Raw genomic sequence first — 19810 nt, 5'->3', positions numbered from 1 at the left:
AGAGCACGCAGGAGGACGTGGGGCCCTTGCGCCCGGCGCACACGGCATACGACAAATGGATTTGGACGCGGCGGTTAGGCTTGCAGATGCGCGTGACGCGCGCTCGCGAACTTCGAGGTAAAGGGACGAACGGTGCCCACTGGCAAGGTCAAGTGGTACGACGCGGAGAAGGGCTTCGGCTTCATCTCCGAGGACAACGGTGCGGACGTGTTCCTGCACGCCAACGCGCTGCCGGACGGCGTGCAGACGCTCAAGGGCGGCACGCGCGTCGAGTTCAGCGTGGCCGAGGGGCGGCGCGGCACGCAGGCGCTCCAGGTGACCCTGCTCGAGCCCGCCCCGACCGTGTCCGCGGGCAAGCGCGAGGCGGGCCGCAAGTCGCCCGAGGACCTCGCCCCGCTCGTCGAGGACGCGATCAAGCTGCTCGACAGCGCCTCGAACACCTTCCGCCGCGGCCGCCGCCCCGAGAAGGACCACGCCACCAAGCTGGCCCAGGTGCTGCGCTTCCTCGCCGACCAGATCGAGCCCTGATGCCGGCACCCAAGCAGGACGCCGTGCTCGCCGCCGCCGTCGACCTGGCCCGCGAGGCCGCCGAGTCGATCGCCGAGACGGGCACCGTCGGCGACCACCTCGGCATGGAGATGGACGACGAGCGGCTCGCGACGCACTACTTCGCCTGCACCGCCAAGGCGTACCCTGGCTGGCGCTGGGCGATCACCGTCGCCCGCGTGCCGCGCGGCAAGGTTGCGACGGTGTGCGAGACCAACCTCGTCCCCGGTGACGGTGCGCTCCTGTCGCCCGAGTGGCTCCCGTATGCCGACCGGCTGGCGCCGGGGGACCTCGGCGCCGGCGACGTGCTCCCGTACAAGGAGGACGACCCGCTGCTCGAGCCCGGCTTCGAGGCGACCGGCGACGAGGACGTCGACGAGCTGGCGCAGTACGAGCTCGGGCTCGGCCGCAAGCGCGTGCTGTCGGCCGAGGGGCGCGAGGCCGCTGCCCAGCGCTGGTACGACGGCGAGAACGGGCCGCACTCGCCCGTGGCCGAGAAGGCGTCGGCTCCGTGCTCGAGCTGCGGCTACTTCCTCCCGATGGCAGGTGCACTCCGCTCTTTTTTCGGCGTGTGCGCCAACGCCTGGTCGCCCTCCGACGGTCGCGTCGTGAGCCTTGACCACGGCTGCGGCGCCCACTCCGAGGTCGACGTGGAGCCCGCCGAGTCCCTGGCCGCCGCCCCGGACCCCATCGTCGACGAAGAAGCCTTCGACCTGGTCTGACCGCCCCCGCGCGCGCTTTCACCCCGCAAAACGGCAGTTGCTGACATGAAACGGCAGTTCTGAACCCTCGTTTCATGCCAGCAACCGCCGTTTTGGTGGGGGCAGGTCGTCGTCCACAGAGACGTCACCCTCGCAGGCTCTGTCCACAACCGGAGTGGTATGCCGAGCCGGCTCGCGAAGTTCCGCGGCACGGTCCGTGCATGGAGTGCTCCGTGGCAGTCGTGCTGTCCGCCCACCGCGGGGTGATCTCCTCCGCGGACTTGACCCGCCTGGGTGTCGACCCTCGCCGTGTGCGGCGGTGGGTCGAGGACAGAGAGCTGGTCCGCGTCCGCCGCGGGGCGTACGTCGACCCGCGGATGTGGCAGGACGCCGACCCGGACGAGCGGTACCGGCTCACGATCAGGGCAGTCATGCGGTCGCGGCCCTGCGACGAGGCGGCCACCCACCACAGTGCGCTCGCCCTCTGGGGCCTGCCGCTGTGGCACGTCCGCCGCGACCTCGTGGTCCTCGCCTCGGACGTGCAGGAGACGACGACGAGCAACGGACTGCGGCTCATGCCCATGCGACGCTCGAGCAGCATCGAGCACCTAGGTCTGCCGGTGCTCGCTGTGCCCGATGCCGTGGTCACGACCGCGTCCATGAGCGTCGAGGCGGGCGTTGTCGCGGGTGATGCCGCGCTGCACCGCGGCCTGTGTACCGAGCAGGACCTCGACGACGCGGCCCGTCGGCTGGTGCGCACGCTCCGGGGCCGTCGGCGGCTCCGCGAGATGCTCGAGGCGGTCGACCCGGCGTCCGAGTCGGTGGGCGAGAGCCGGACGAGGTTGGTCCTTCGTGCACTCGGACTGCCGTTCGCGAGCCATGTGGACATCCGCGACCGGGCAGGGATCCTGGTCGGACGGGCCGACTTCGTCGTCGCCGGACGGGTCGTGGTCGAGTTCGACGGCGCCGTGAAGTACGACGGCGCCGAGGGTCGCGAGGCGCTGGTGGCCGAGAAGAAGCGCGAGGACCGGATCCGCGAGCTCGGCTACCAGGTGGTCCGGTTGACCTGGGCCGAGCTCGCCGACCCCCACCGGCTGCTCGCGCGGATCCGCTCCGCCCTCGCCCGGCCAGCGGCCTGACCGTCGAGGCATCGGTCGCCAGCGCTGATCCTGTCTGCCTCAAACGCGGGGCAAAACGGCAGTTGCTGGCATGAAACGGCACTTCAGAACTGCCGTTTCATGCCAGCAACTGCCGTTTTGCGGGGCAGGGGTGAGGCGGGGGGTCTGGGGAGAGAGGGCGGGGGGAGGGGTGGTCGGGTCAGAGGGTGCCGGCGGCGTTGCCTCGGCCGCGGCGCATGTAGGCGTAGCCGAGCGAGCCGAGCGCGAGGCCGGCGACGCAGCACCAGGGCCACCAGTCGCGGTCCCCCGTGTGCAGGGCGGGCACGGCCAGCGTGAGGACGAGCGCCACGGCCCACAGCACCAGGCCACCGAGCACGATCCGGGCGCTGCTCCAGGCCAGCGGCTCGAGGGGGGCGGGCTCGACGGCGGGCTCGCCTGCGGCCGCGTCGAGGGAGCCACCGGGGGAGTCGTCGAGGGAGCCACCGGGGGAGTCGCCGGAGTCGAGTGCGCGCTGCTCGGCCCCCGCCGGGCCCTCGGTGCGCTGCGACTCGGTCACGCGGTCAGCGTAGCCTTCACATCTCGGAAACACGCAGGCCCTACCCTGTGCGCCATGGCCAACCCCTCATCCGCGCCCACGACGGCGCAACGCCCCGCCCCGGCGAAGACCGGCGGCATCGACGGGTTCTTCCGAATCACCGAGCGCGGGTCGACCGTCGGTCGTGAGGTCCGCGGCGGACTCGTGACCTTCTTCACCATGGCGTACATCGTCGTGCTGAACCCGCTCATCATCGGCACGCAGGCCGACGGGACCGGCAAGTTCCTCGGGGGGCAGGACGTCCCGCACGCGATCCAGCTCGTCGCCGCGGGCACCGCGCTGGTCGCGGGCGTGATGACGATCCTCATGGGCGTGGTCGCGAACTTCCCGCTCGCGCTCGCCACCGGCCTCGGCCTCAACGCGTTCGTCACGTTCGGCATCGCCAAGCTGCCCGAGATGACCTGGGCCGACGCGATGGGCCTGATCGTCATCGAGGGCGTCATCATCACGATCCTGGTGCTGACCGGCTTCCGACAGGCCGTCTTCAAGGCCATCCCCGGTGAGCTCAAGACCGCGATCTCGGTCGGCATCGGCCTGTTCATCACCATCATCGGCCTCGTCGACGCCGGCTTCATCCGCCGCCCGGCCACCGGCCCCGTCCCGGTCGAGCTCGGCATCGGTGGCTTCCTCAACGGCTGGCCGCTGCTCGTCTTCGTCATCGGCCTGATCGCCATCGTCATCATGATGGTGAAGCACGTGAAGGGCGCGATCCTCTTCGGCATCGTCGGCGCCACGGTCCTGGCCGTCATCGTCGAGGCCATCGGCTCGATCGGCAGCCAGACCGACGCGACCGGCAAGGTCGTCAACCCGGCCGGCTGGGGCCTCAACGTCCCCGCCCTCCCCAAGCAGGTCGTCGACGTCCCCGACTTCTCGCTCCTCGGCCACTTCAACGTGCTCGGCTCGTTCGGCAAGATCGGCGTCGTCTCCGCGGTGCTGCTCGTCTTCACCCTGCTGCTGGCCGACTTCTTCGACACGATGGGCACGATGGTCGCCATCGGTGCCGAGGCCAAGCTGCTCGACAAGAACGGCAACCCCCCGAACTCGGACAAGATCCTGCTCGTCGACAGCCTCGCCGCCGTCGCCGGTGGCGCGGGCTCGGTCTCGTCGAACACGTCCTACATCGAGTCGGCCTCCGGTGTCGGCGAGGGCGCGCGCACCGGCTTGGCGTCGGTCGTCACCGGCGTGCTGTTCCTGCTCGCGACGTTCCTGGCCCCGCTCGTCAAGATCGTCCCCTACGAGGCGGCCACCCCGGCGCTGGTCGTCGTCGGCTTCCTGATGATGCAGCAGGTCCGCGGCATCGACTGGGAGGACCTCGAGATCGCGATCCCGGCGTTCCTCACGATCGTCCTCATGCCGTTCACCTACTCGATCACGGCCGGCATCGGCGCGGGCTTCGTCCTCTACACGATCATCAAGGTCGTCCGCGGCAAGGCCGGCATGATCCACCCGCTGCTGTGGGCGGTGTCGGCGCTGTTCGTCGTGTACTTCGCGATCGACCCGGTGAAGTCCCTGCTCGGCGTGGGCTGAGCGCCCAGCACCTCCGCGACACCCACGTATGCCGCGTGGCCCCCGACCGGGGCCGCGCGGCATACGTGTGTCCGGGGCCGCCCGGGCAGCTCGGGCTCCGGGGAAATACTTAGCAGAGGTAATGAGTTATGCTAAGTACCTGACCGAGGAGTAGATGCATGACGCCACCGCCCGCGCGAAAGACCCGCGCCGCCACCGGACTGTCGCCCTCCGCCGTCTCCGCCCTCGCCGGTGAGCTCCGGCTCGCCTGCATGCGCATCTCGCGCCGGGTCCGGTTCGAGAGCACCGACCTGGTCGCGCCGCACCAGTTCTCGGTGCTGTGCCGGCTCGAGGACACCCCTCGCACGCCGGGGGAGCTCGCGGAGATCGAGCGCGTGAGCGCGCCGAGCATGACCCGCACCGTCGGCGGCCTCGTCGAGCGGGGGCTCGTGGAGCGCACCGCTGACCCCGAGGACCGCCGGCAGGTGATCCTGTCGCTGACCCGTGAGGGCACCACCCTGCTCAAGGAGATCCGGCGCCGTCGCGACGCGTGGATGTCCGTGCGCGTCAGCCACCTGAGCGCCGAGGAGCAGGAGGTCCTGCAGCGGGCCGCCGCGATCCTCACGAGGGTGGCGAGCGAGTGAGCCCGACCTTCGCCTCCCTCAGCGTCCGGAACTACCGGATCTACGCCACCGGCGCGTTCGTGTCGAACATCGGCACCTGGATGGGCCGGGTCGCCCAGGACTGGCTGGTGCTCACCGAGCTCACCCGTCACTCGTCCTCCGCACTCGGCATCGTCACCGGGCTGCAGTTCCTGCCCTTCCTCCTGCTCGCGCCCTGGACCGGGGTCGTGGCCGACCGCTTCGCCAAGCGGCGGCTGCTCGCGGTGACGCAGACGGCGCTCGCGCTGTCGTCGCTGGGCCTCGGCCTCGTCACCGTCACGGGTCACGCCCAGCTGTGGATGGTCTACGTCGCTGCTCTCTGGACCGGCGTGGCCACGGCGTTCGACAACCCGGCGCGGCAGACCTTCGTCTCCGAGATGGTCCCGCGCGACCGCCTCACCAACGCGGTCTCGCTCAACAGCGCCTCGTTCAACGCCGGCCGGCTCATCGGCCCGGGCCTCGCGGGCCTGACGATCGCCGCGTTCGGCACCGGCTGGACCCTCCTCACGAACACCCTCACGTTCGTCGCGGTGCTGCTGGCCCTGGCCGCCATGCGCGGCAGCGAGCTCAAGCCGGCGCCCCGGCTGGCCCGTGGCAAGGGCGCGATCAAGGAGGGCGTGCGCTACGTGCGCAACCGGCCCGACATCCAGCTGGTGATGCTGCTGGTCTTCGTGCTGGGCACGTTCGGCATGAACTTCCAGGTGACGACGGCGCTCATGGCGACCAAGGAGTTCGGCAAGGGCCCGGAGGAGTACGGGCTGCTCGGCTCCATCATGGCCATCGGCTCGCTCACGGCGGCGCTGCTGTCGGCCCGCCGGGCCGAGGCGCGGCTGCGGACCCTGCTCATCGCCCTGGTCGGGTTCACGGTCGCCACGGCCTTCGCCTCCCTGGCACCCACGTACGTGCTGTTCGCCGTCGCCCTGGTGCCCACCGGGCTGGCCGCCCTGACCGCCCTCACCACCGCGAACGCGATGGTGCAGACGAGGGTCGATGCCGCGATGCGCGGCCGGGTCATGGCGCTGTACATGGCGATCTTCATGGGCGGCACCCCGCTCGGCGCACCGCTGATCGGCTGGATCGGCGACGCCTGGGGCCCTCGCTGGACCATCGCGATCGGGACGATCGCGGTCGGCATCACGCTCGTGGCGGTGTCGTACTGGCTCGCGAAGCACGAGAATGTGCAGGTGACCTACGAGTCGAAGGGGCGCCCGCGGCTGCGCATCCGCACCACGGCGCCCGTCTCCGAGCCGGTGCCCGAGGCGGTACGGTGACCCCGACGTTCCGCCGGCGCATGACCATCGCGGTGCTCGTCATCGTCGTAGCCGTGGCGGTCGTCGCGAGCATCCTGCACTGACGGCACGACGAAGGCCCACCACCCTCGAGGAGTGGTGGGCCTTCGCCGGTGCGCCGTGGGGGTTGTCGGCGCACCTCCAGGAGGTCAGGTGGCGGCCACCGCGCGGGTGGCCACCGACGGCGTCACTGATGCAGCACGCACAGCACCGTGATCCCGAGGGCGCCGAGCACGGGGTCGTAGCCGGTCGGGCACTTGCCGTTGGTGGGCAGGACCTGCAACGGCAGGGAGGTCGTCGAGGTGGGCGACGGGGACGGCGCGGGGCTCGAGGAGGTCGTGGTCGAGCTGGGCGTGCTGCCGGTGAGGCCACCGACCACTCCGCCGACCACACCGGTCACCCCACCGACGACCTGGCCGACCGGGCCGGACGCCGAGCTCGTGGTGGCCGGCGTCGGCACCGTGCCGCCACCAGCGCTGGTGCCGCCGGAGCCACCGGAGGAACCCGAACCGCCGGACGAGCCCTTGGCCGGCTTGCCGGACGTGCGCGACGGGGCCGGCTCGCGCACCGCGGCGGGGTCGTACTGCGCCATCGTCTGCGGGTCGCCGGACGGCAGGTACGGCGCGGCGTCCGCCTGGCCCGGCGCGAGGCCGGAGTCCGGCACGACGGTGTAGCCGTGGCGGTAGGCGTCGGCGATCGCGAGGACCTCGTTGGCGTAGGCGTCGCTGTGGTTGTAGCGCAGGACGGCGTTGCGGGCGCCCGCCGGGGTGCTGAGGTCGCCCGGGCCGGAGCACAGGTAGACGGCGGTCGCGGTGGCGGCGTCGTCGAGGTTCTGCGGGTCCTTGAGGCCGTCCTGGTTGGCGTCGACGCCGACGACCCGCCAGGTGCCGGGGATGAACTGCATCGGGCCGACCGCGCGGTCCCACGTGGTGTCGCGGTCGAACACGCCGCCGTCGGTGTCGTGGATCACCGCGGTGCCGTTGGCGCCGTTGAGCGGGATGCCGTAGATGCCGGGGCGCACGGTGCCGGTCGAGTCGGTGCCGTTGCCGCCGTAGCGGCCGTGGTCGGACTCGACCTTGCCGATGGCCCCGACGAGGGCCCAGTCGATCCGGCACTCCGAGTCCGCGGCGTCGACGATGCGTGCCGCGTGCTGGTATGTCGAGAGGGCGGCGGCCGGGATGCCCTTGACCGTCAGGCTCGGCGGCAGGCTGCCGGCCGGGGCGGTGGAGCCCCCCTCGCCGCCCAGCGGCGTGGCCTGCTGCTCCGGGGGCGCGGGGAGGATCGGCAGCGTCGGCGCCGCGGGCTGCTCGACGGGGGCCTTCGGGACGGTGACGACCGGCCCGGAGTCGCTCGCGATCTCGGTGAGGGGGTGGCCGCCGGTCAGGGCGAGGCCGATCCCGCTCCCGATGAGCGCCACGGCGGGCAGCCCTCCGGCCATCGCCCGCCACGGCAGGTGGAAGGTTCGCTGCGGATCGTGCCCTGCGCGGCTCATGTCTCGGCTCCTCGACGTCGTCGTCCCACCCCGTGTCGTGAGGTTCAACGAGTCCGAGTCGCCGAGGTTACGCGTGCTCGGGCGATCTCGCCGGTGGACAGACGCGTGCCCCGCGCACGGTGGCGCGGGGCACGGTCCTGAGGAGGTGTCGGGGAGCGTCGCGGCCGGTCAGCCCACCACGTGCTCGATGCAGGCGATGAGGGCGCTCACGTCCTCGGGGTCGACTGCGGGGAAGGTCGCGACGCGCAGCTGGTTGCGGCCGAGCTTGCGGTACGGCTCCACGTCGACCACGCCGTTGGCGCGCAGCGTCTTGGCGACTGCCGCGGCGTCCACGTCGTCGGAGAAGTCGATCGTGGCCACGACCTGCGAGCGCGCGGCCGGGTCGGCGACATAGGGGGTCGTGTAGGAGGTGCGCTCGGCCCACTCGTAGAGCCGGCCAGAGGAGTCGGCGGTGCGGGCGACGGCCCAGTCGAGGCCGCCCTGCTCGTTGAGCCAGTCGACCTGCGCGCGCAGCAGCGCGAGCGTCGACAGGGCCGGCGTGTTGTAGGTCTGGTTGAGGCGGCTGTTGGACACCGCGGTCGGCAGGCTGAAGAAGTCGGGCACCCAGCGGCCCGTCGCCTCGATCTCCTCGACGCGCGCGAGGGCGGCGGGGGAGAAGGCCGCGAGCCACAGGCCGCCGTCGGAGGCGAAGCACTTCTGCGGGCCGAAGTAGTAGACGTCCGCCTCGGCGACGTCCACCGGCAGGCCACCTGCGCCGGACGTGGCGTCGATGAGCACCAGCGCGCCCTCGTCGGCACCCTCGACCCGCCTGACCGGGGCCATGACGCCGGTCGAGGTCTCGTTGTGCGGCCAGGCGTACACGTCGACGCCCTCCTCGGCCCGCGGTGCGGCGAGCGTGCCGGGGTCAGCCTTGATCACGGTCGACTCGCCGAGGAACGGCGCCTTCTGCGTCACGGAGGCGAACTTGCTGGAGAACTCGCCGAACGACAGGTGCTGGGCGCGCTCGCGGACGAGGCCGAAGGCGGCGATGTCCCAGAACGCGGTGGAGCCGCCGTTGCCGAGGATGATCTCGTAGCCCTCGGGCAGCGAGAAGAGCTCACCGAGGCCCTCGCGGACCGCACCGACGAGGTTGCGGACGGGGGCCTGGCGGTGGGAGGTGCCCAGGAGGGTGGTGCCGAGCCCGGCGAGGTACTCCACCTGCTCGGGACGGACCTTCGAGGGGCCGGAGCCGAACCGGCCGTCCTTGGGGAGCAGGTCGGCGGGGATGGTCTGGGTGGGCGCTGCCGCGGTGTCTGTCACCCGGCCAGTGTCGCACCCTGTCCCGAGGCGTGGGACGTGAGGTCCACCACCCGGACGTCAGCCCGAGCGGTGCCGGGAGCCCCGAGCGGTGCCGGAAGTACCCGAGCCGTGCCGGGAGAAGAGGTATGCCGCGTGGCCGGCCGGCCACGCGGCATACCTCGTGCTCGTGTGGGCGCCGCGACGGCGCGGGGCGCGCTCCGGGGCTCAGCCCTTGTAGCCGGCCACGTCCTCGAGGCCGCGCGGGCCCTCGCCGACGTACCGCGCGGACGGGCGGATGAGGCGGCCGGTCTTCTTCTGCTCGAGGATGTGCGCAGCCCAGCCCGCGGTGCGGGCGGAGGCGAACAGCGGCGTCATCATGTTGCCGGGGACCTCGGCGAAGTCGAGCAGGACCGCGGCCCAGTAGTCGACGTTGGTCTCCATCTTGCGCTCGGGGTGGCGCTCGGCGAGCGCGGCGATGGCGGCCTTCTCCAGCTCGAGGGCGACCTCGTAGCGCGGGGCGCCGAGGCGCTGGCAGGTGTCGCGGAGGACGGCCGCGCGCGGGTCGTACGCCCGGTAGACCCGGTGGCCGAAGCCCATGAGCCGCTCGCCGCGGTCGAGCACGCCCTGCACGTAGGCCGTGGCGTCGCCGGTGCGCTCGACGCCCTCGATCATGTGCTGCGCGCGCGAGGGCGCACCACCGTGCAGCGGGCCCGACAGTGCTCCGATCGCCCCCGAGAGGCAGGCCGCGACGTCGGCGCCGGTCGAGGCGATGACGCGGGCGGTGAACGTCGAGGCGTTCATGCCGTGCTCGGCAGCCGAGATGAAGTACGCGTCGATCGCCTCGACGTGCTTGGGGTCCGGCTCGCCGCGCCAGCGGATCATGAACCGCTCGACGATGGTCTTGCCCTCGTCGACCCGGCTCTGCGGCACCATCGGGCTGTCCTGGCCGTGCGCGGACTGGGCGATGAACGACAGCGTCATGACCGAGGCGCGGGCGAGCTGCTCGCGCGCCTCGTCGTCGCTGACGTCGAGCAGCGGCTTGAAGCCCCACACCGGCGCGAGCTGCGCGAGCGCCGACTGCGCGTCGACCCGGATGTCGCCGGTGTGCACCGGCAGCGGGAACGGCTCGGCCGGCGGCAGGCCCGGGTCGAACTCGTTGTCGACGAGCAGCCCCCAGACCTGGCCGAAGCTGACCCGTCCGACGAGGTCCTTGATGTCGACGCCGCGGTACCGCAGCGCCCCGCCCTCCTTGTCGGGTTCGGCGATCGCGGACTCGAAGGCGATGACACCCTCGAGGCCGGGCTTGAAGTCGCTGTCGGACATCGGCGTCCTCTCGGCTCGAGACGGCCAGCGGGTGCGCTGGCCGGTTGCTGGCGGGGCCGCCCACTCGTTCGGGCGGCCCTGCTCGTTACTGGCGGGTTCATTCTGCACCGTAGCGGGGGAGGCGGCGACGTCCGCAGCACCCTGTCCGAGGGATGGTCCACGATGGCCTGATGCTGCGACCCGAAGCCGACCTCGACGGCGAGGTCCTGACCGGCGACCTCTCCGGCTCGTCCGCGGGCAACGCCCGGTTCCTCGAGTGCACCTTCCAGCGGTGCGACCTCACCGAGCTCTCCGCACCGCGGTCGCGGTTCGCCGACACGGGCCTGTATGCCGTGCACGGCGCGGGCGTCGACCTCGCCGAGTCGACGTGGCTGGACTGCGTGGTGCAGGGCGCGCGGCTGGGGGCGGTCCAGCTGTTCGGTGCGGAGCTGCGCCGGGTGCGGTTCGAGGGGTGCAAGATCGAGTTCCTCAACCTGAGGGGCGCGCGGCTGGCCGAGTGCGCGTTCCTCGACTGCCAGCTCCTCGAGCCCGACTTCGCCGAGGCGACGCTGGAGAAGGTGGACTTCGCCGGGTCGCGGCTGGTGTCACCGGACTTCGGGCGGGCGCGGATGAAGGACGTCGACGTGTCCGGTGCCGACCTCGCCGGCCCGCGGGGGCTGGCCGGGCTGCGGGGCGCGACCGTGTCGCGGCTGCAGCTGGTCGACCTCGCGCCCGCGCTCGCCGCGGAGCTGGGGATCCTGGTCGGCGACCAGTAGCCCACCCACACTCGCCCGGCACGACCGTCCCGGCTGCGGTCGCTGGGGAGCCGGACTCATGCCCGACCGCCCTCGTGGGCGCTGCCGTGAGCCCGCTCGGTGAGTCCCTGCCATTCCTCCCACTCAGCGAGCCGTCGCTCGTAGATCCCGCGCACGATGGCCGGTGCCTGGGCTCCGAACAGGACGCGCAGCGGGGGCTCGGGGGAGTCGACGACCGCCATCAGCGCCTGCGCGGCAGCGGCAGGGTCCCCGGGGGCCTGCCCGCCCCGACGGGCCGCCGCAGAGACGCGCGCCCCTTCGTAGGCCTCCAGGCCGGCGCTGTGACGGGCGGACGAGCCGGACCAGTCCGTCGCGTAGCCGCCGGGCTCCAGGATGGTCACGCGGATCCCGAACGGCGCCGTCTCGATCGCCAGCGACTCGCTGATCCCCTCCAGCGCCCACTTGGACGCGTGGTAGGCGCCGAGGTTCGCAAAGGCCCCGACCCCGCCGATCGACGACACCTGGACGATGTGCCCAGAGCCTCGGGCGCGCATGCCCGGCAGGACGGCTCGGGTGACGCGGAAGGGGCCGAAGAGGTTGGTCTCCAGCTGGTCGCGCAGCTCCTCGTCGCTGAGCTCCTCGACGGCCCCGAAGTGGCCGTAGCCGGCGTTGTTGACGACGACGTCGAGGCCGCCGGACCAGGCTTCCGCCTGGCGCACGCTCGACCCGACCGCGTCTGCGTCGGTGACGTCGAGGGCCAGCGGCAGGAGGGTGCCCGGGTGACGGCCGAGCAGGTCGTCGAGGCGGGCGGTGTCGCGGGCCGTGGCGGCGACCCTGTCGCCGCGCCCGAGGGCAGCTCGCGTGAACTCGTACCCGAGTCCGCGCGAGGCTCCGGTGATGAACCAGGTCCTGCTCCCGGGTGCTCCTCCTCGTCGCTCCCCGTCGTGGACGGCTCCGGCTGTGGTCATGGTTTCCAGGTCTTCGTGTCCCATGTCGACCACGGTGCGGCCCGGACGCGAGGTGGTGAAGGCCGCGCTGTGCCTGGGAGCGCTGCACCCTCCCTGCCCGACGGGCAGGCTCGTAGGCTGCTCGACATGCCCACCACGTCCCTCGGGGAGTACCTCCGCGCGCGTCGCGCCGAGGTGACACCTGCCGATGCCGGACTTCCCGTCCACGGGCGGCGTCGGGTCCCGGGACTGCGTCGGGAGGAGGTGGCCGTGGCCGCTGGGATGAGCGTCGACTACTACGTGCGGCTCGAGCAGGGACGTGAGAAGAGCCCGTCGGCGCAGGTGCTGGACTCCCTGTGCGACGTGCTGATGCTCGACGACGAGGCGCGGCTGCACCTGTACCGGCTTGCCGGCCTGGTCCCCGTGGACCCGCTGACCGTCGTTCCCGAGCGTGTCGACCCGGAGCTGCTGCGCCTCCTGGCCCGGTGGTCGGACACCCCGGCCATCGTGCTGGGTCGCGCCTACGACGTCCTGGCGGGCAACGACCTGGCGTTCGCCCTGTTCGACGGCTTCGAGCAGGGGGCCAACCTGCTGCACACCATCTTCCTGGACCCGGGAGCCCGCTCGTTCTACCCGGACTGGGAGCAGGTGGCCCGGTACACCGTCGCGGGGTTCCGGATCATGCAGGGGCGCAACCCCGACGACCCCCGGATCCGCGAGGTCGTCGCACGGCTCAGCAGCGAGAGTGCCGACTTCGTGGCCATGTGGGAGCGGCACGAAGCGCGTGGTCAGCGCCTGGCCTCCAAGCGGTTCCACCACCGGGAGGTCGGGGAGCTCGTCCTGGGCATCCAGGCCTTCGACGTCCGCTCGGCGCCGGGACAGGAGCTCATCGTCTACCAGGCGGAGCGCGGTTCCCGCAGTGAGGAGGCGCTGGCCCTGCTGGGCACCCTCGCCGCGACCCGGGCGCAGACGGATCGGGCCGACGGCCGCACCTGAGCCGACCTAGCGGTTCCGGCTCGAGCCGCCGCCGCCCGCCCCGCCGGCGACGCGCTTGTCCCGGACGGCCAGGGTGGGCTTGCCCTCGTCGCGCATCTCGAACAGCTCGGTGGCCTTGATGAGCGCGGTGAGCTTGGCGTACCCGTAGTTGCGCGAGTCGAAGGACGACTGGTTCGCGATGAGGTTGCCGACCGCCCCGACGGCGGCCCAGCCGTCGTCGTCGGCGGCGTTCTGGACGGCCCGCCGCAGGAGGGCGACGAGCTTCCGGTCCTGCTTCAGCTCCTGGGTGGTGGCCCGCAGGCGGGTCGTCGGGGCCTCCTCGGGGTCGGGCTCCTCCTGGGCGTCCCGGAGCTGGTCGAGGACGAGGAACCGGGTGCACGCGTTCTGGAACGGCATGGGCGTCTTGCGGTCCCCGAACCCGTACACGGCAGCACCCTTCTCGCGCAGGTGCATGACGAGCGGGGTGAAGTCGGCGTCGGAGGAGGCGATCGCGAACGCGTCCGGGGCGTCGGTGTAGAGCAGGGCCATGGCGTCGATGACCAGGGCCATGTCACTGGCGTTCTTGCCCTTGGTCTGGTCGAACTGCTGCACCGGCCGGATCGCGTTGTCGCTCAGCACCGCGGTCCAGCCCGCCAGCTCCGGCTTGGTCCAGTTGCCGTATGCGCGGCGGATGTTGGTCTCGCCGAAGTTCGACAGCTCGTTGAGGATGAGGTCGATCCGCTTGGCCGAGGCGTTGTCGGCGTCGATGAGCAGGGCGATCCGGGGTTTGGGGTCCACGCAGGCCACCGTACGGACTCGGCGCAACGGGCGCCCGGCGGGCGGCATACGCTCCATCCCGTGCCGCTGCTCCTGGACCTGACCCCGCTGCGGGCCAACCCGGCATACCGGCGCCTCTACACCGGCTTCACGCTCTCGAACGTCGGCTCCCAACTCGCGGTCGTCGCGGTGGGGCTGCAGGTCTACGACCTCACCCGCTCGACCGCCGCGGTCGGTGTCGTCGGGCTCTGCGCTCTCGTCCCGCTCGTCGTCATGGGGCTGTACGGCGGCGCGCTCATCGACCACTTCGACCGGCGCCGGGTGGGCCTCGTGGCGCAGTCCGTAGCGTTCCTGACCAGCGTGGCCTGCGCGATCCAGGCGTGGCTCGGCAACACCCACGTGAGCGTGCTCTACGCGCTCGTGGCCGTGTGGAACGGCGCCTTCGCCGTCACCTCGCCGGCACGTACCTCGATCTACCCGCGCATCCTGGACCGCGACCTGCTCCCGGCTGCCAACGCCCTGTCGGTCTTCGCCATGAACGCCTCGCTCACTGTCGGGCCGCTGCTCGCCGGGGTCCTCGTCGACTGGGGCGGCTTCCGCACGGCGTACACCGTCGACGCGGTCATCACGACGGCCGCGCTGTGGGGCCTGTCGACCCTGCCGCCGCTCCCGCCGGACCACGGCGAGGACGGTCCGCCGACGAGCAGGCCCGGCCTGCGGTCGGTGCTCGACGGGTTCGCCTTCCTCGCCACGCGGCCGAACGTGCGGATGACGTTCGTCGCGGACATCGCCGCCATGTTCCTGGCCCAGCCGCGCGTGCTGTTCCCGGCGGCCGGTGCGGTGATCTTCGGCGGTGGTGCCAAGACCGTCGGCGCGCTGTCGGCGGCGGCCGCGGTCGGCGGCATCCTCGCGATGTTCTTCTCCGGGCGGCTCGGGCACGTGCGCCGCCAGGGCGCGGCCATCCTCGTCGCCATCGTCGGGTGGGGTGCCGCGATCGCCGGTTTCGGGGTCTCCATGCTCGCCGCCGGTGGTGCGCTGTCCCGGCCTCACGCCCTGTATGCCGGGCTGGTCGCCATGGCGGTCGCCGGCGCCTCGGACTCGGTGAGCGCCGTGTTCCGCACGACGATCCTCCAGGCGGCGACGCCGGACCACCTGCGCGGACGGCTGCAGGGCGTCTTCATCGTCGTCGTGGCGGGCGGGCCGCGGCTGGGGGAGCTCGCCGGTGGTGTCGTGGCGTCGCGGATCGGCGAGGGGCGGATGGCGCTGTTCGGCGGCATCGCCTGCGTGCTGGCGATGGGCGTGCTGGCACGGCTCCAGCCGGGCTTCGTGCGGTACGACGCCCACCGACCGACGCCCTGACGCGGGGGCGGCGGGGGCGTGCCGCCGCAGCTCGGGGCGACGGGATGCCGCCACTGCGGCATGCTCGAGGTGGACCGAGCAAGTCGAGGGCGGGAGTGGGACGTGGCGACGGTGAGCCGACGGTGCAAGGCGCCCGGCAGTGTGGTGTGGCAGGTGCTGGCCGACCCGTGGATGTACCCGAGCTGGGTGGTGGGTGCCTCGCGGCTGCGCGACGTCGAGGGCTCGTGGCCACAGGCGGGCGCCCGGATCCACCACTCGGTCGGGGCCTGGCCGCTGCTGCTCGACGACCACACCGAGGTGGTCGAGTCGCACGCGCCGACCGAGCTGACGCTCCAGGCCAAGGGACGCCCGCTCGGCGAGGCGCTCGTGGTCATGCGCGTCGACGACGACGGTGACGGCTCCCTGATCACCATGGACGAGACCATCGTCCGCGGTCCCGGTGCGACGCTGCCGGACAGCGTCGTCGACCCGTTGATCGCGTGGCGGAACACCGAGGCCCTGCGCCGGCTCGGCCTGATCGCCGAGGGGCGCGCGGGCGAGCGCTAGCCCCGACCCGGCCGCCGAAGTCTGGGACCTCGGCACTGTGGGCGGCGGTTCGGCCCGAGGTCTGGGACTTCGCGGACGGGTGACGGGGTGACGACGACCCAGCGGTAGAGCCAGTGACTCAGCGGTAGAGCCAGTGCAGTGCCGCGAGCTCCAGCCGGTGCCGCGGCCTGCCCCACCAGGCCGAGTCGGTGAGGGCTGCGCGCGCGGCGAGGTAGCCGCAGGCGCCGTGCACCCCACCACCGGGATGCGCCGACGCACTGCCGAGGTAGAGGCCGTCGACCGGCGTCCGTGGGCCGCCGAGGCCCGGGACAGGCCGGAACACGAGCTGCTGGAACAGCTGGTTCGTCCCACCGGCCACGGCCCCGCCGACGAGGTTCGGGTCAGCGCCCTGCAGGTCCGACGGGAGCTGCACCCAGCGCTCGACCAGGTGCTGGCGCCACCCCGGGGCGAACGCGTCGAGCATCTCGTCCATCCGGTCCGCCAGCAGGGTCCCGCTGGCGTCGTCGCTGACGCCCCGCGGCAGGTGCGAGTACATCCAGACCGTCTCGGTGCCGGCGGGGGAGCGCGTCGGGTCGGTCGTCGTCATCTGGCCGAGTAGGGCGAACGGCTTCTCCGGCACCGTGCCGCCGGCCAGGTCCGCCTCCCAGTGCATGAGGCCCAGCCGGTCGTGGCCGACGTGGACGACCCCGGCCCCCCGGGCCGACTCCGCCGTCCACGGCAGGGGAGCCGACAGGCGAAGGTTGACCTTGACCGTGGGCAGGTCCCACTCGAAGTGCTCGAGGTCCTGCAGCAGCCGGGCGGGGACGCTGCGCGACGGCAGGAGGCTCCCGTAGAGGGCCGGAGCGGTGGTGTCCGCGATGACGGCCCGCCGGGCCCGGACGCGCCGGCCGTCGGCCGTCTCGACGCCGACGGCGCGACCGCCGGACGTCACGACGCGGCTCACGGTGACACCGGTGTCGACGCGCGCCCCGGCGGCCTCGGCCCGGCTCCGCATCGCCTCGGCCAGTCGACCGGTGCCGCCCACCGGGGACGGGAAGCCCACGTCCTGCGCGAGCATCGCCATGAGCAGGCCGAACAGCCCGCTGCCGGGGGCCTCGGACGGGATGTCGGCGTGGGCGGCGTTGCCGGCGAGCAGCATGCGGGCCTGCTCGCCCTCGAACCGCTCGACCGCGAACCGGTTCAGCGGCAGCAGGAACTCGCGTGCCAGCCGCAGGACGTCGCGCGCCCCCACGGACTGCACGAGCCTCGCCCCGGCGCGAACCGGGGGCCACCGGGTCAGCAGCGCGTCGATGAGAGGGTCCCGGATGTCGTGCCAGAAGCCGACGAGGTCGTGCCACGCCTGCTCGTCGCCCGGGTGGTCGAGCGCCAGGCCGCGGGCGGTGACAGCCGGGTCGCGGTGGATCAGCGCGCCCCTCGGGTCGTCGGGGGTGCCGGCGTGGGCGACGACCCGGTCCACCCGGCTCCAGCGCAGGCCGTGCGACTCGAGGTCGAGGCTGCGGATGACGGGCGAGATCGCGGCCAGCGGGTGGCACGAGCTGAACTCGTCCATCACCCAGCCGTCGCGCTCGACCGAGGCGACCGCGCCACCCACGGTGTCGCGGCGCTCCAGGACGAGGACGTCCCAGCCGGCGTCGGCGAGCACCGACGCGGCGACGAGGCCGTGGTGTCCCGCTCCGATGACGACTGCGTCGACGCTCTCCACAGCGCCACCCTTGCAGCGTCCGGCCGGGGGGACCAGCCGAGCCGGACTAGGACACCTGGCGCGGGTCCTCGGCGTGCATCGCCCACCGCACGACGGCGGTCGCGGCACCGCCGAGGGGTCGCCCTACGACCCGCTCGGTCACCGGCAGCCAGGGCAGCCGCAGCGGCCGGCGGGCCCAGCGCGGCAGCATGGCCACGGCTCCGGCGGCCAGGGCGGCATACCCCGGCCGGGCAGCCGGTGGCAGCGGAGGGTTCACGAGCAGGAAGCGCGCGGCCTCGCGGGCGGCGGCCGTCCCGGCGAGCTCCGGGCGGAAGTCCTCGATCGTGGCGCGCAGCCCAGCGACCGTGGTCGGCGGGTCGAGCACCCCGAGGAGCCGGGCGACGACGGCGGCCTGCTCGACGTACGTGTCGGCCTCGGCGTCGCTCAGCGGCTCGCGGGCGTAGCGCTGGAAGGAGGTCAGGAACGAGTCGGCCTCGGTCACGTGGACCCAGAGCAGCAGGTGCGGGTCGCTCGCGGCATACGGCCTGCCGTCGGGAGCCGTGCCGCGCACCCGCTCGTGGATGGAGCGGACCCGCGCGATGGCCTCCTGGGCGTGGTCGATGGTGCCGAACGTCGTCGTGGCGAGGAACTCGCTCGTGCGCTGGAGCCGGCCCCACGGGTCGCCCTTGTAGCCCGAGTGGGCGGCGACGCCGGCCATCGCCAGCGGGTGCAGCGACTGCAGCAGCAGGGCCCGGATGCCGCCGGGGAACATGGCCGCGTCGGCGTGCACCCGCCAGACCGGGTCGTCCGGACCGAACCAGCGCTCGCCCTCGGACTGCCAGATGCGGGCGGCCTTGGTCTGTGCGTCCTCCCCGGCGACGCGCGAGCGCAGCGCGCGGCCGAGCTCACGCCGCGCCCCGGAGGTGATCGGCTCGAGGAGCGTCATGGGCGCCGCCCCGCGTCCTGCCCGTGCGTCCCGCCCTGCCCGGGGGTCCCGCCCTGCCCGTGCGTCCCGCCCTGCCCGGCTGCCCCGCCGGTCGCGCGCCGGTTCCCACCCGGGCCCCGACCGCGAACCGACCGCGGGAGTGCCTTGACCCGCTCCACCGGGGTCGGCAGGTCCGCCGGACGCACCCGCGTGGAGAGGTCGCTGTGCGCGACGAGCTGGGCCAGCGGGGTGGTGGTGGCCGGGTGCGCGGCGACCGGCTCGTCACCGGTGAACACGACCCAGACAGGCTCCCCGTGGTCGGCCGCCGGGTCGAACGTCTTGAGCACCGTGCCCTCACGCAGGGTGGCGGCGTGCTCGAGCGCGCGCCGCCTGGCCCGCTGGCGGTCGAGCACGGTCTGGGCGGCCTTCATCGCCGGCTCCCTGGCCTGCTGGGCCAGGACGACGACGTGGGGGCCGTACTTGACGCCCCACTTCACGACCTGGCCGACGGCCCGACCCCTGTCCGGCATGCTGCCTCCCCGACGCGCTGCGCCCTCGTGGCCGACTGCCCCCTGGTACGGGTCGTCGGCGCTGCTCGGACTCCAGCGTAAGCCGGTCCCGACAGGTCCGCCGGTGGCGGCGGCGGGCGCGCAATACGCTGCCGCCATGGACGATGTGCGGCGCGTGGACTACGTCGGGACGGGCATCTCGGAGGACGAGGTGGCGCCGACGCCGTGGCAGCAGGCCCGGCGCTGGGTCGACGACGCGCTGACCCGCGCGGACGCCCAGGCCGACGTCCCGGAGCCCCTCGCCATCTCGGTCGCCACCGTCGACGCCGACGGCCTGCCGAACGTCCGCACCGTCCTCATGCGGTTCTTCGACGAGCGGGGCCCGGGCTTCGTCACCAACACCGAGTCGTCCAAGGGCATCGAGATCGCCGCGTCCGGGGGGATCGCCGTGGCCCTCACCTGGCCGGCGATGTACCGCGCCATCCGCTTCCGTGGCCGGGCCGAGGTGCTCGACCGCGACGAGGTCGCCGGGTACTTCGGGTCGCGCCCGTGGGCCTCCCGCATCTCGGCGTGGGCCTCGCAGCAGTCGCGGCCCGTCGAGGGTCGCGCGGCGCTGGAGGAGGCCTACGAGCGGTGTGCCGCGCAGTGGCCCGACCACGGGAACCCCGACGACGTGCCCGTCCCCGACTTCTGGGGCGGCTACCGCGTGCTCGCCGACGAGGTCGAGTTCTGGGGCGGCCGCCGCAACCGGCTGCACGACCGGCTCGTCTTCACCCGGGTGGCCGACGGCGACCTCGACGACGCGCGCGCGTGGCGCCTCTGGCGCCGCCAGCCCTGAGCCCGCCGC

20 protein-coding genes are annotated in these 19810 nt (G+C 73.0%); 11 read left to right on the top strand and 9 right to left on the bottom strand.

Annotated features, from left to right (window positions below):
* The first annotated feature begins 132 nt into the window (after window positions 1-132).
* From J2X64_RS05760 to J2X64_RS05750, 3 genes are all read left to right on the top strand, one after another.
* Window positions 133-528, top strand: coding sequence for a cold-shock protein (locus J2X64_RS05760; RefSeq protein WP_310150870.1), 396 nt, complete (start codon window positions 133-135; stop codon window positions 526-528).
* Window positions 528-1268, top strand: coding sequence for a DUF3027 domain-containing protein (locus tag J2X64_RS05755; RefSeq protein WP_310150867.1), 741 nt, complete (start codon window positions 528-530; stop codon window positions 1266-1268). Before J2X64_RS05760 ends, J2X64_RS05755 begins: the two co-directional genes overlap by 1 nt.
* A gap of 212 nt (window positions 1269-1480) precedes the next feature.
* Window positions 1481-2386 (top strand): type IV toxin-antitoxin system AbiEi family antitoxin domain-containing protein, encoded by a 906-nt coding sequence (locus tag J2X64_RS05750; RefSeq protein ID WP_310150865.1) that lies wholly within the window; start codon window positions 1481-1483, stop codon window positions 2384-2386.
* A gap of 178 nt (window positions 2387-2564) precedes the next feature.
* On the opposite strand, the gene J2X64_RS05745 is transcribed toward J2X64_RS05750, so the two are convergent.
* Window positions 2565-2921 (bottom strand): DUF2530 domain-containing protein, encoded by a 357-nt coding sequence (locus J2X64_RS05745; protein WP_310150862.1) that lies wholly within the window; start codon window positions 2919-2921, stop codon window positions 2565-2567.
* Window positions 2922-2975: 54 nt separating this feature from the next.
* On the opposite strand from J2X64_RS05745, the gene J2X64_RS05740 reads away from it, so the two are divergent.
* From J2X64_RS05740 to J2X64_RS05730, 3 genes are all read left to right on the top strand, one after another.
* Window positions 2976-4487: an NCS2 family permease gene (locus J2X64_RS05740; protein ID WP_310150859.1), complete on the top strand. Its 1512-nt coding sequence runs from the start codon at window positions 2976-2978 to the stop codon at window positions 4485-4487.
* A 158-nt stretch (window positions 4488-4645) separates the two neighbouring features.
* Window positions 4646-5110: a MarR family transcriptional regulator gene (locus tag J2X64_RS05735; protein WP_310150857.1), complete on the top strand. Its 465-nt coding sequence runs from the start codon at window positions 4646-4648 to the stop codon at window positions 5108-5110.
* The gene (locus J2X64_RS05730) at window positions 5107-6399 is read left to right on the top strand and encodes an MFS transporter (RefSeq protein WP_310150854.1); all 1293 of its coding nucleotides are present in this window, start codon (window positions 5107-5109) and stop codon (window positions 6397-6399) included. The genes J2X64_RS05735 and J2X64_RS05730 overlap by 4 nt, the downstream gene beginning before the upstream one ends.
* A 205-nt stretch (window positions 6400-6604) precedes the next feature.
* Here the strand turns inward: J2X64_RS05730 and J2X64_RS05725 are convergent, their stop codons facing one another.
* From J2X64_RS05725 to J2X64_RS05715, 3 genes are all read right to left on the bottom strand, one after another.
* Window positions 6605-7909, bottom strand: a complete 1305-nt coding sequence (locus J2X64_RS05725) for a lytic transglycosylase domain-containing protein (protein ID WP_310150851.1) — start codon at window positions 7907-7909, stop codon at window positions 6605-6607.
* Window positions 7910-8077: 168 nt separating this feature from the next.
* Window positions 8078-9208, bottom strand: a complete 1131-nt coding sequence (gene serC / locus J2X64_RS05720; RefSeq protein ID WP_310150849.1) for a phosphoserine transaminase — start codon at window positions 9206-9208, stop codon at window positions 8078-8080.
* Between the two features lie 204 nt (window positions 9209-9412).
* The gene (locus J2X64_RS05715; RefSeq protein WP_310150847.1) at window positions 9413-10510 is read right to left on the bottom strand and encodes a citrate synthase 2; all 1098 of its coding nucleotides are present in this window, start codon (window positions 10508-10510) and stop codon (window positions 9413-9415) included.
* Window positions 10511-10680: 170 nt separating this feature from the next.
* On the opposite strand from J2X64_RS05715, the gene J2X64_RS05710 reads away from it, so the two are divergent.
* Window positions 10681-11265 (top strand): pentapeptide repeat-containing protein, encoded by a 585-nt coding sequence (locus tag J2X64_RS05710; RefSeq protein WP_310150845.1) that lies wholly within the window; start codon window positions 10681-10683, stop codon window positions 11263-11265.
* Window positions 11266-11321: 56 nt separating this feature from the next.
* Here J2X64_RS05710 and J2X64_RS05705 read toward each other — a convergent pair whose 3' ends face one another.
* Window positions 11322-12212: an SDR family NAD(P)-dependent oxidoreductase gene (locus J2X64_RS05705; protein ID WP_310150843.1), complete on the bottom strand. Its 891-nt coding sequence runs from the start codon at window positions 12210-12212 to the stop codon at window positions 11322-11324.
* 126 nt (window positions 12213-12338) lie between these two features.
* On the opposite strand from J2X64_RS05705, the gene J2X64_RS05700 reads away from it, so the two are divergent.
* The gene (locus tag J2X64_RS05700; protein ID WP_310150841.1) at window positions 12339-13187 is read left to right on the top strand and encodes a helix-turn-helix transcriptional regulator; all 849 of its coding nucleotides are present in this window, start codon (window positions 12339-12341) and stop codon (window positions 13185-13187) included.
* A gap of 6 nt (window positions 13188-13193) precedes the next feature.
* Here the strand turns inward: J2X64_RS05700 and J2X64_RS05695 are convergent, their stop codons facing one another.
* Entirely contained in the window at window positions 13194-13964 is a 771-nt protein-coding gene (locus J2X64_RS05695) for an NYN domain-containing protein (RefSeq protein ID WP_310150838.1), read from the bottom strand.
* A 60-nt stretch (window positions 13965-14024) separates the two neighbouring features.
* On the opposite strand from J2X64_RS05695, the gene J2X64_RS05690 reads away from it, so the two are divergent.
* Window positions 14025-15302, top strand: a complete 1278-nt coding sequence (locus tag J2X64_RS05690; protein WP_310150835.1) for an MFS transporter — start codon at window positions 14025-14027, stop codon at window positions 15300-15302.
* Window positions 15303-15413: 111 nt separating this feature from the next.
* On the top strand, window positions 15414-15848 hold the full coding sequence (locus tag J2X64_RS05685) for an SRPBCC family protein (RefSeq protein WP_310150832.1): 435 nt from the start codon (window positions 15414-15416) through the stop codon (window positions 15846-15848).
* Between the two features lie 118 nt (window positions 15849-15966).
* Here J2X64_RS05685 and J2X64_RS05680 read toward each other — a convergent pair whose 3' ends face one another.
* The 3 genes from J2X64_RS05680 to J2X64_RS05670 are packed head-to-tail and all read right to left on the bottom strand — an operon-like array spanning window position 15967 to window position 18984.
* Complete coding sequence (locus J2X64_RS05680) at window positions 15967-17550, bottom strand: NAD(P)/FAD-dependent oxidoreductase (RefSeq protein WP_310150830.1); 1584 nt, start codon at window positions 17548-17550, stop codon at window positions 15967-15969.
* 46 nt (window positions 17551-17596) lie between these two features.
* A complete protein-coding gene (locus J2X64_RS05675) occupies window positions 17597-18475 on the bottom strand; it encodes an oxygenase MpaB family protein (RefSeq protein WP_310150827.1) in 879 nt (292 codons plus the stop codon).
* The gene (locus J2X64_RS05670) at window positions 18472-18984 is read right to left on the bottom strand and encodes a hypothetical protein (protein WP_310150825.1); all 513 of its coding nucleotides are present in this window, start codon (window positions 18982-18984) and stop codon (window positions 18472-18474) included. Before J2X64_RS05670 ends, J2X64_RS05675 begins: the two co-directional genes overlap by 4 nt.
* A gap of 136 nt (window positions 18985-19120) precedes the next feature.
* Between J2X64_RS05670 and pdxH the strand changes: the two genes are divergently transcribed.
* Window positions 19121-19801: a pyridoxamine 5'-phosphate oxidase gene (gene pdxH, locus J2X64_RS05665; protein WP_310150823.1), complete on the top strand. Its 681-nt coding sequence runs from the start codon at window positions 19121-19123 to the stop codon at window positions 19799-19801.
* The last annotated feature ends 9 nt before the right edge of the window (window positions 19802-19810 follow it).

The sequence above is a fragment of the Phycicoccus sp. 3266 genome, assembly GCF_031456495.1.
In the GTDB taxonomy this organism is placed as follows: domain Bacteria; phylum Actinomycetota; class Actinomycetes; order Actinomycetales; family Dermatophilaceae; genus Pedococcus.
This window is presented reverse-complemented; position numbering and strand designations above follow the sequence as displayed.

Bases quoted from the DNA above. Each gene is read 5' to 3' on its own strand.
- J2X64_RS05755 (WP_310150867.1), top strand. From the start codon at position 528: ATGCCGGCACCCAAGCAGGACGCCGTGCTCGCCGCCGCCGTCGACCTG.
- J2X64_RS05740 (WP_310150859.1), top strand. From the start codon at position 2,976: ATGGCCAACCCCTCATCCGCGCCCACGACGGCGCAACGCCCCGCCCCG.
- J2X64_RS05735 (WP_310150857.1), top strand. From the start codon at position 4,646: ATGACGCCACCGCCCGCGCGAAAGACCCGCGCCGCCACCGGACTGTCG.
- J2X64_RS05725 (WP_310150851.1), bottom strand. From the start codon at position 7,909: ATGAGCCGCGCAGGGCACGATCCGCAGCGAACCTTCCACCTGCCGTGG.
- J2X64_RS05715 (WP_310150847.1), bottom strand. From the start codon at position 10,510: ATGTCCGACAGCGACTTCAAGCCCGGCCTCGAGGGTGTCATCGCCTTC.
- J2X64_RS05710 (WP_310150845.1), top strand. From the start codon at position 10,681: ATGCTGCGACCCGAAGCCGACCTCGACGGCGAGGTCCTGACCGGCGAC.
- J2X64_RS05705 (WP_310150843.1), bottom strand. From the start codon at position 12,212: ATGACCACAGCCGGAGCCGTCCACGACGGGGAGCGACGAGGAGGAGCA.
- J2X64_RS05700 (WP_310150841.1), top strand. From the start codon at position 12,339: ATGCCCACCACGTCCCTCGGGGAGTACCTCCGCGCGCGTCGCGCCGAG.
- J2X64_RS05675 (WP_310150827.1), bottom strand. From the start codon at position 18,475: ATGACGCTCCTCGAGCCGATCACCTCCGGGGCGCGGCGTGAGCTCGGC.
- J2X64_RS05670 (WP_310150825.1), bottom strand. From the start codon at position 18,984: ATGCCGGACAGGGGTCGGGCCGTCGGCCAGGTCGTGAAGTGGGGCGTC.
- pdxH (WP_310150823.1), top strand. From the start codon at position 19,121: ATGGACGATGTGCGGCGCGTGGACTACGTCGGGACGGGCATCTCGGAG.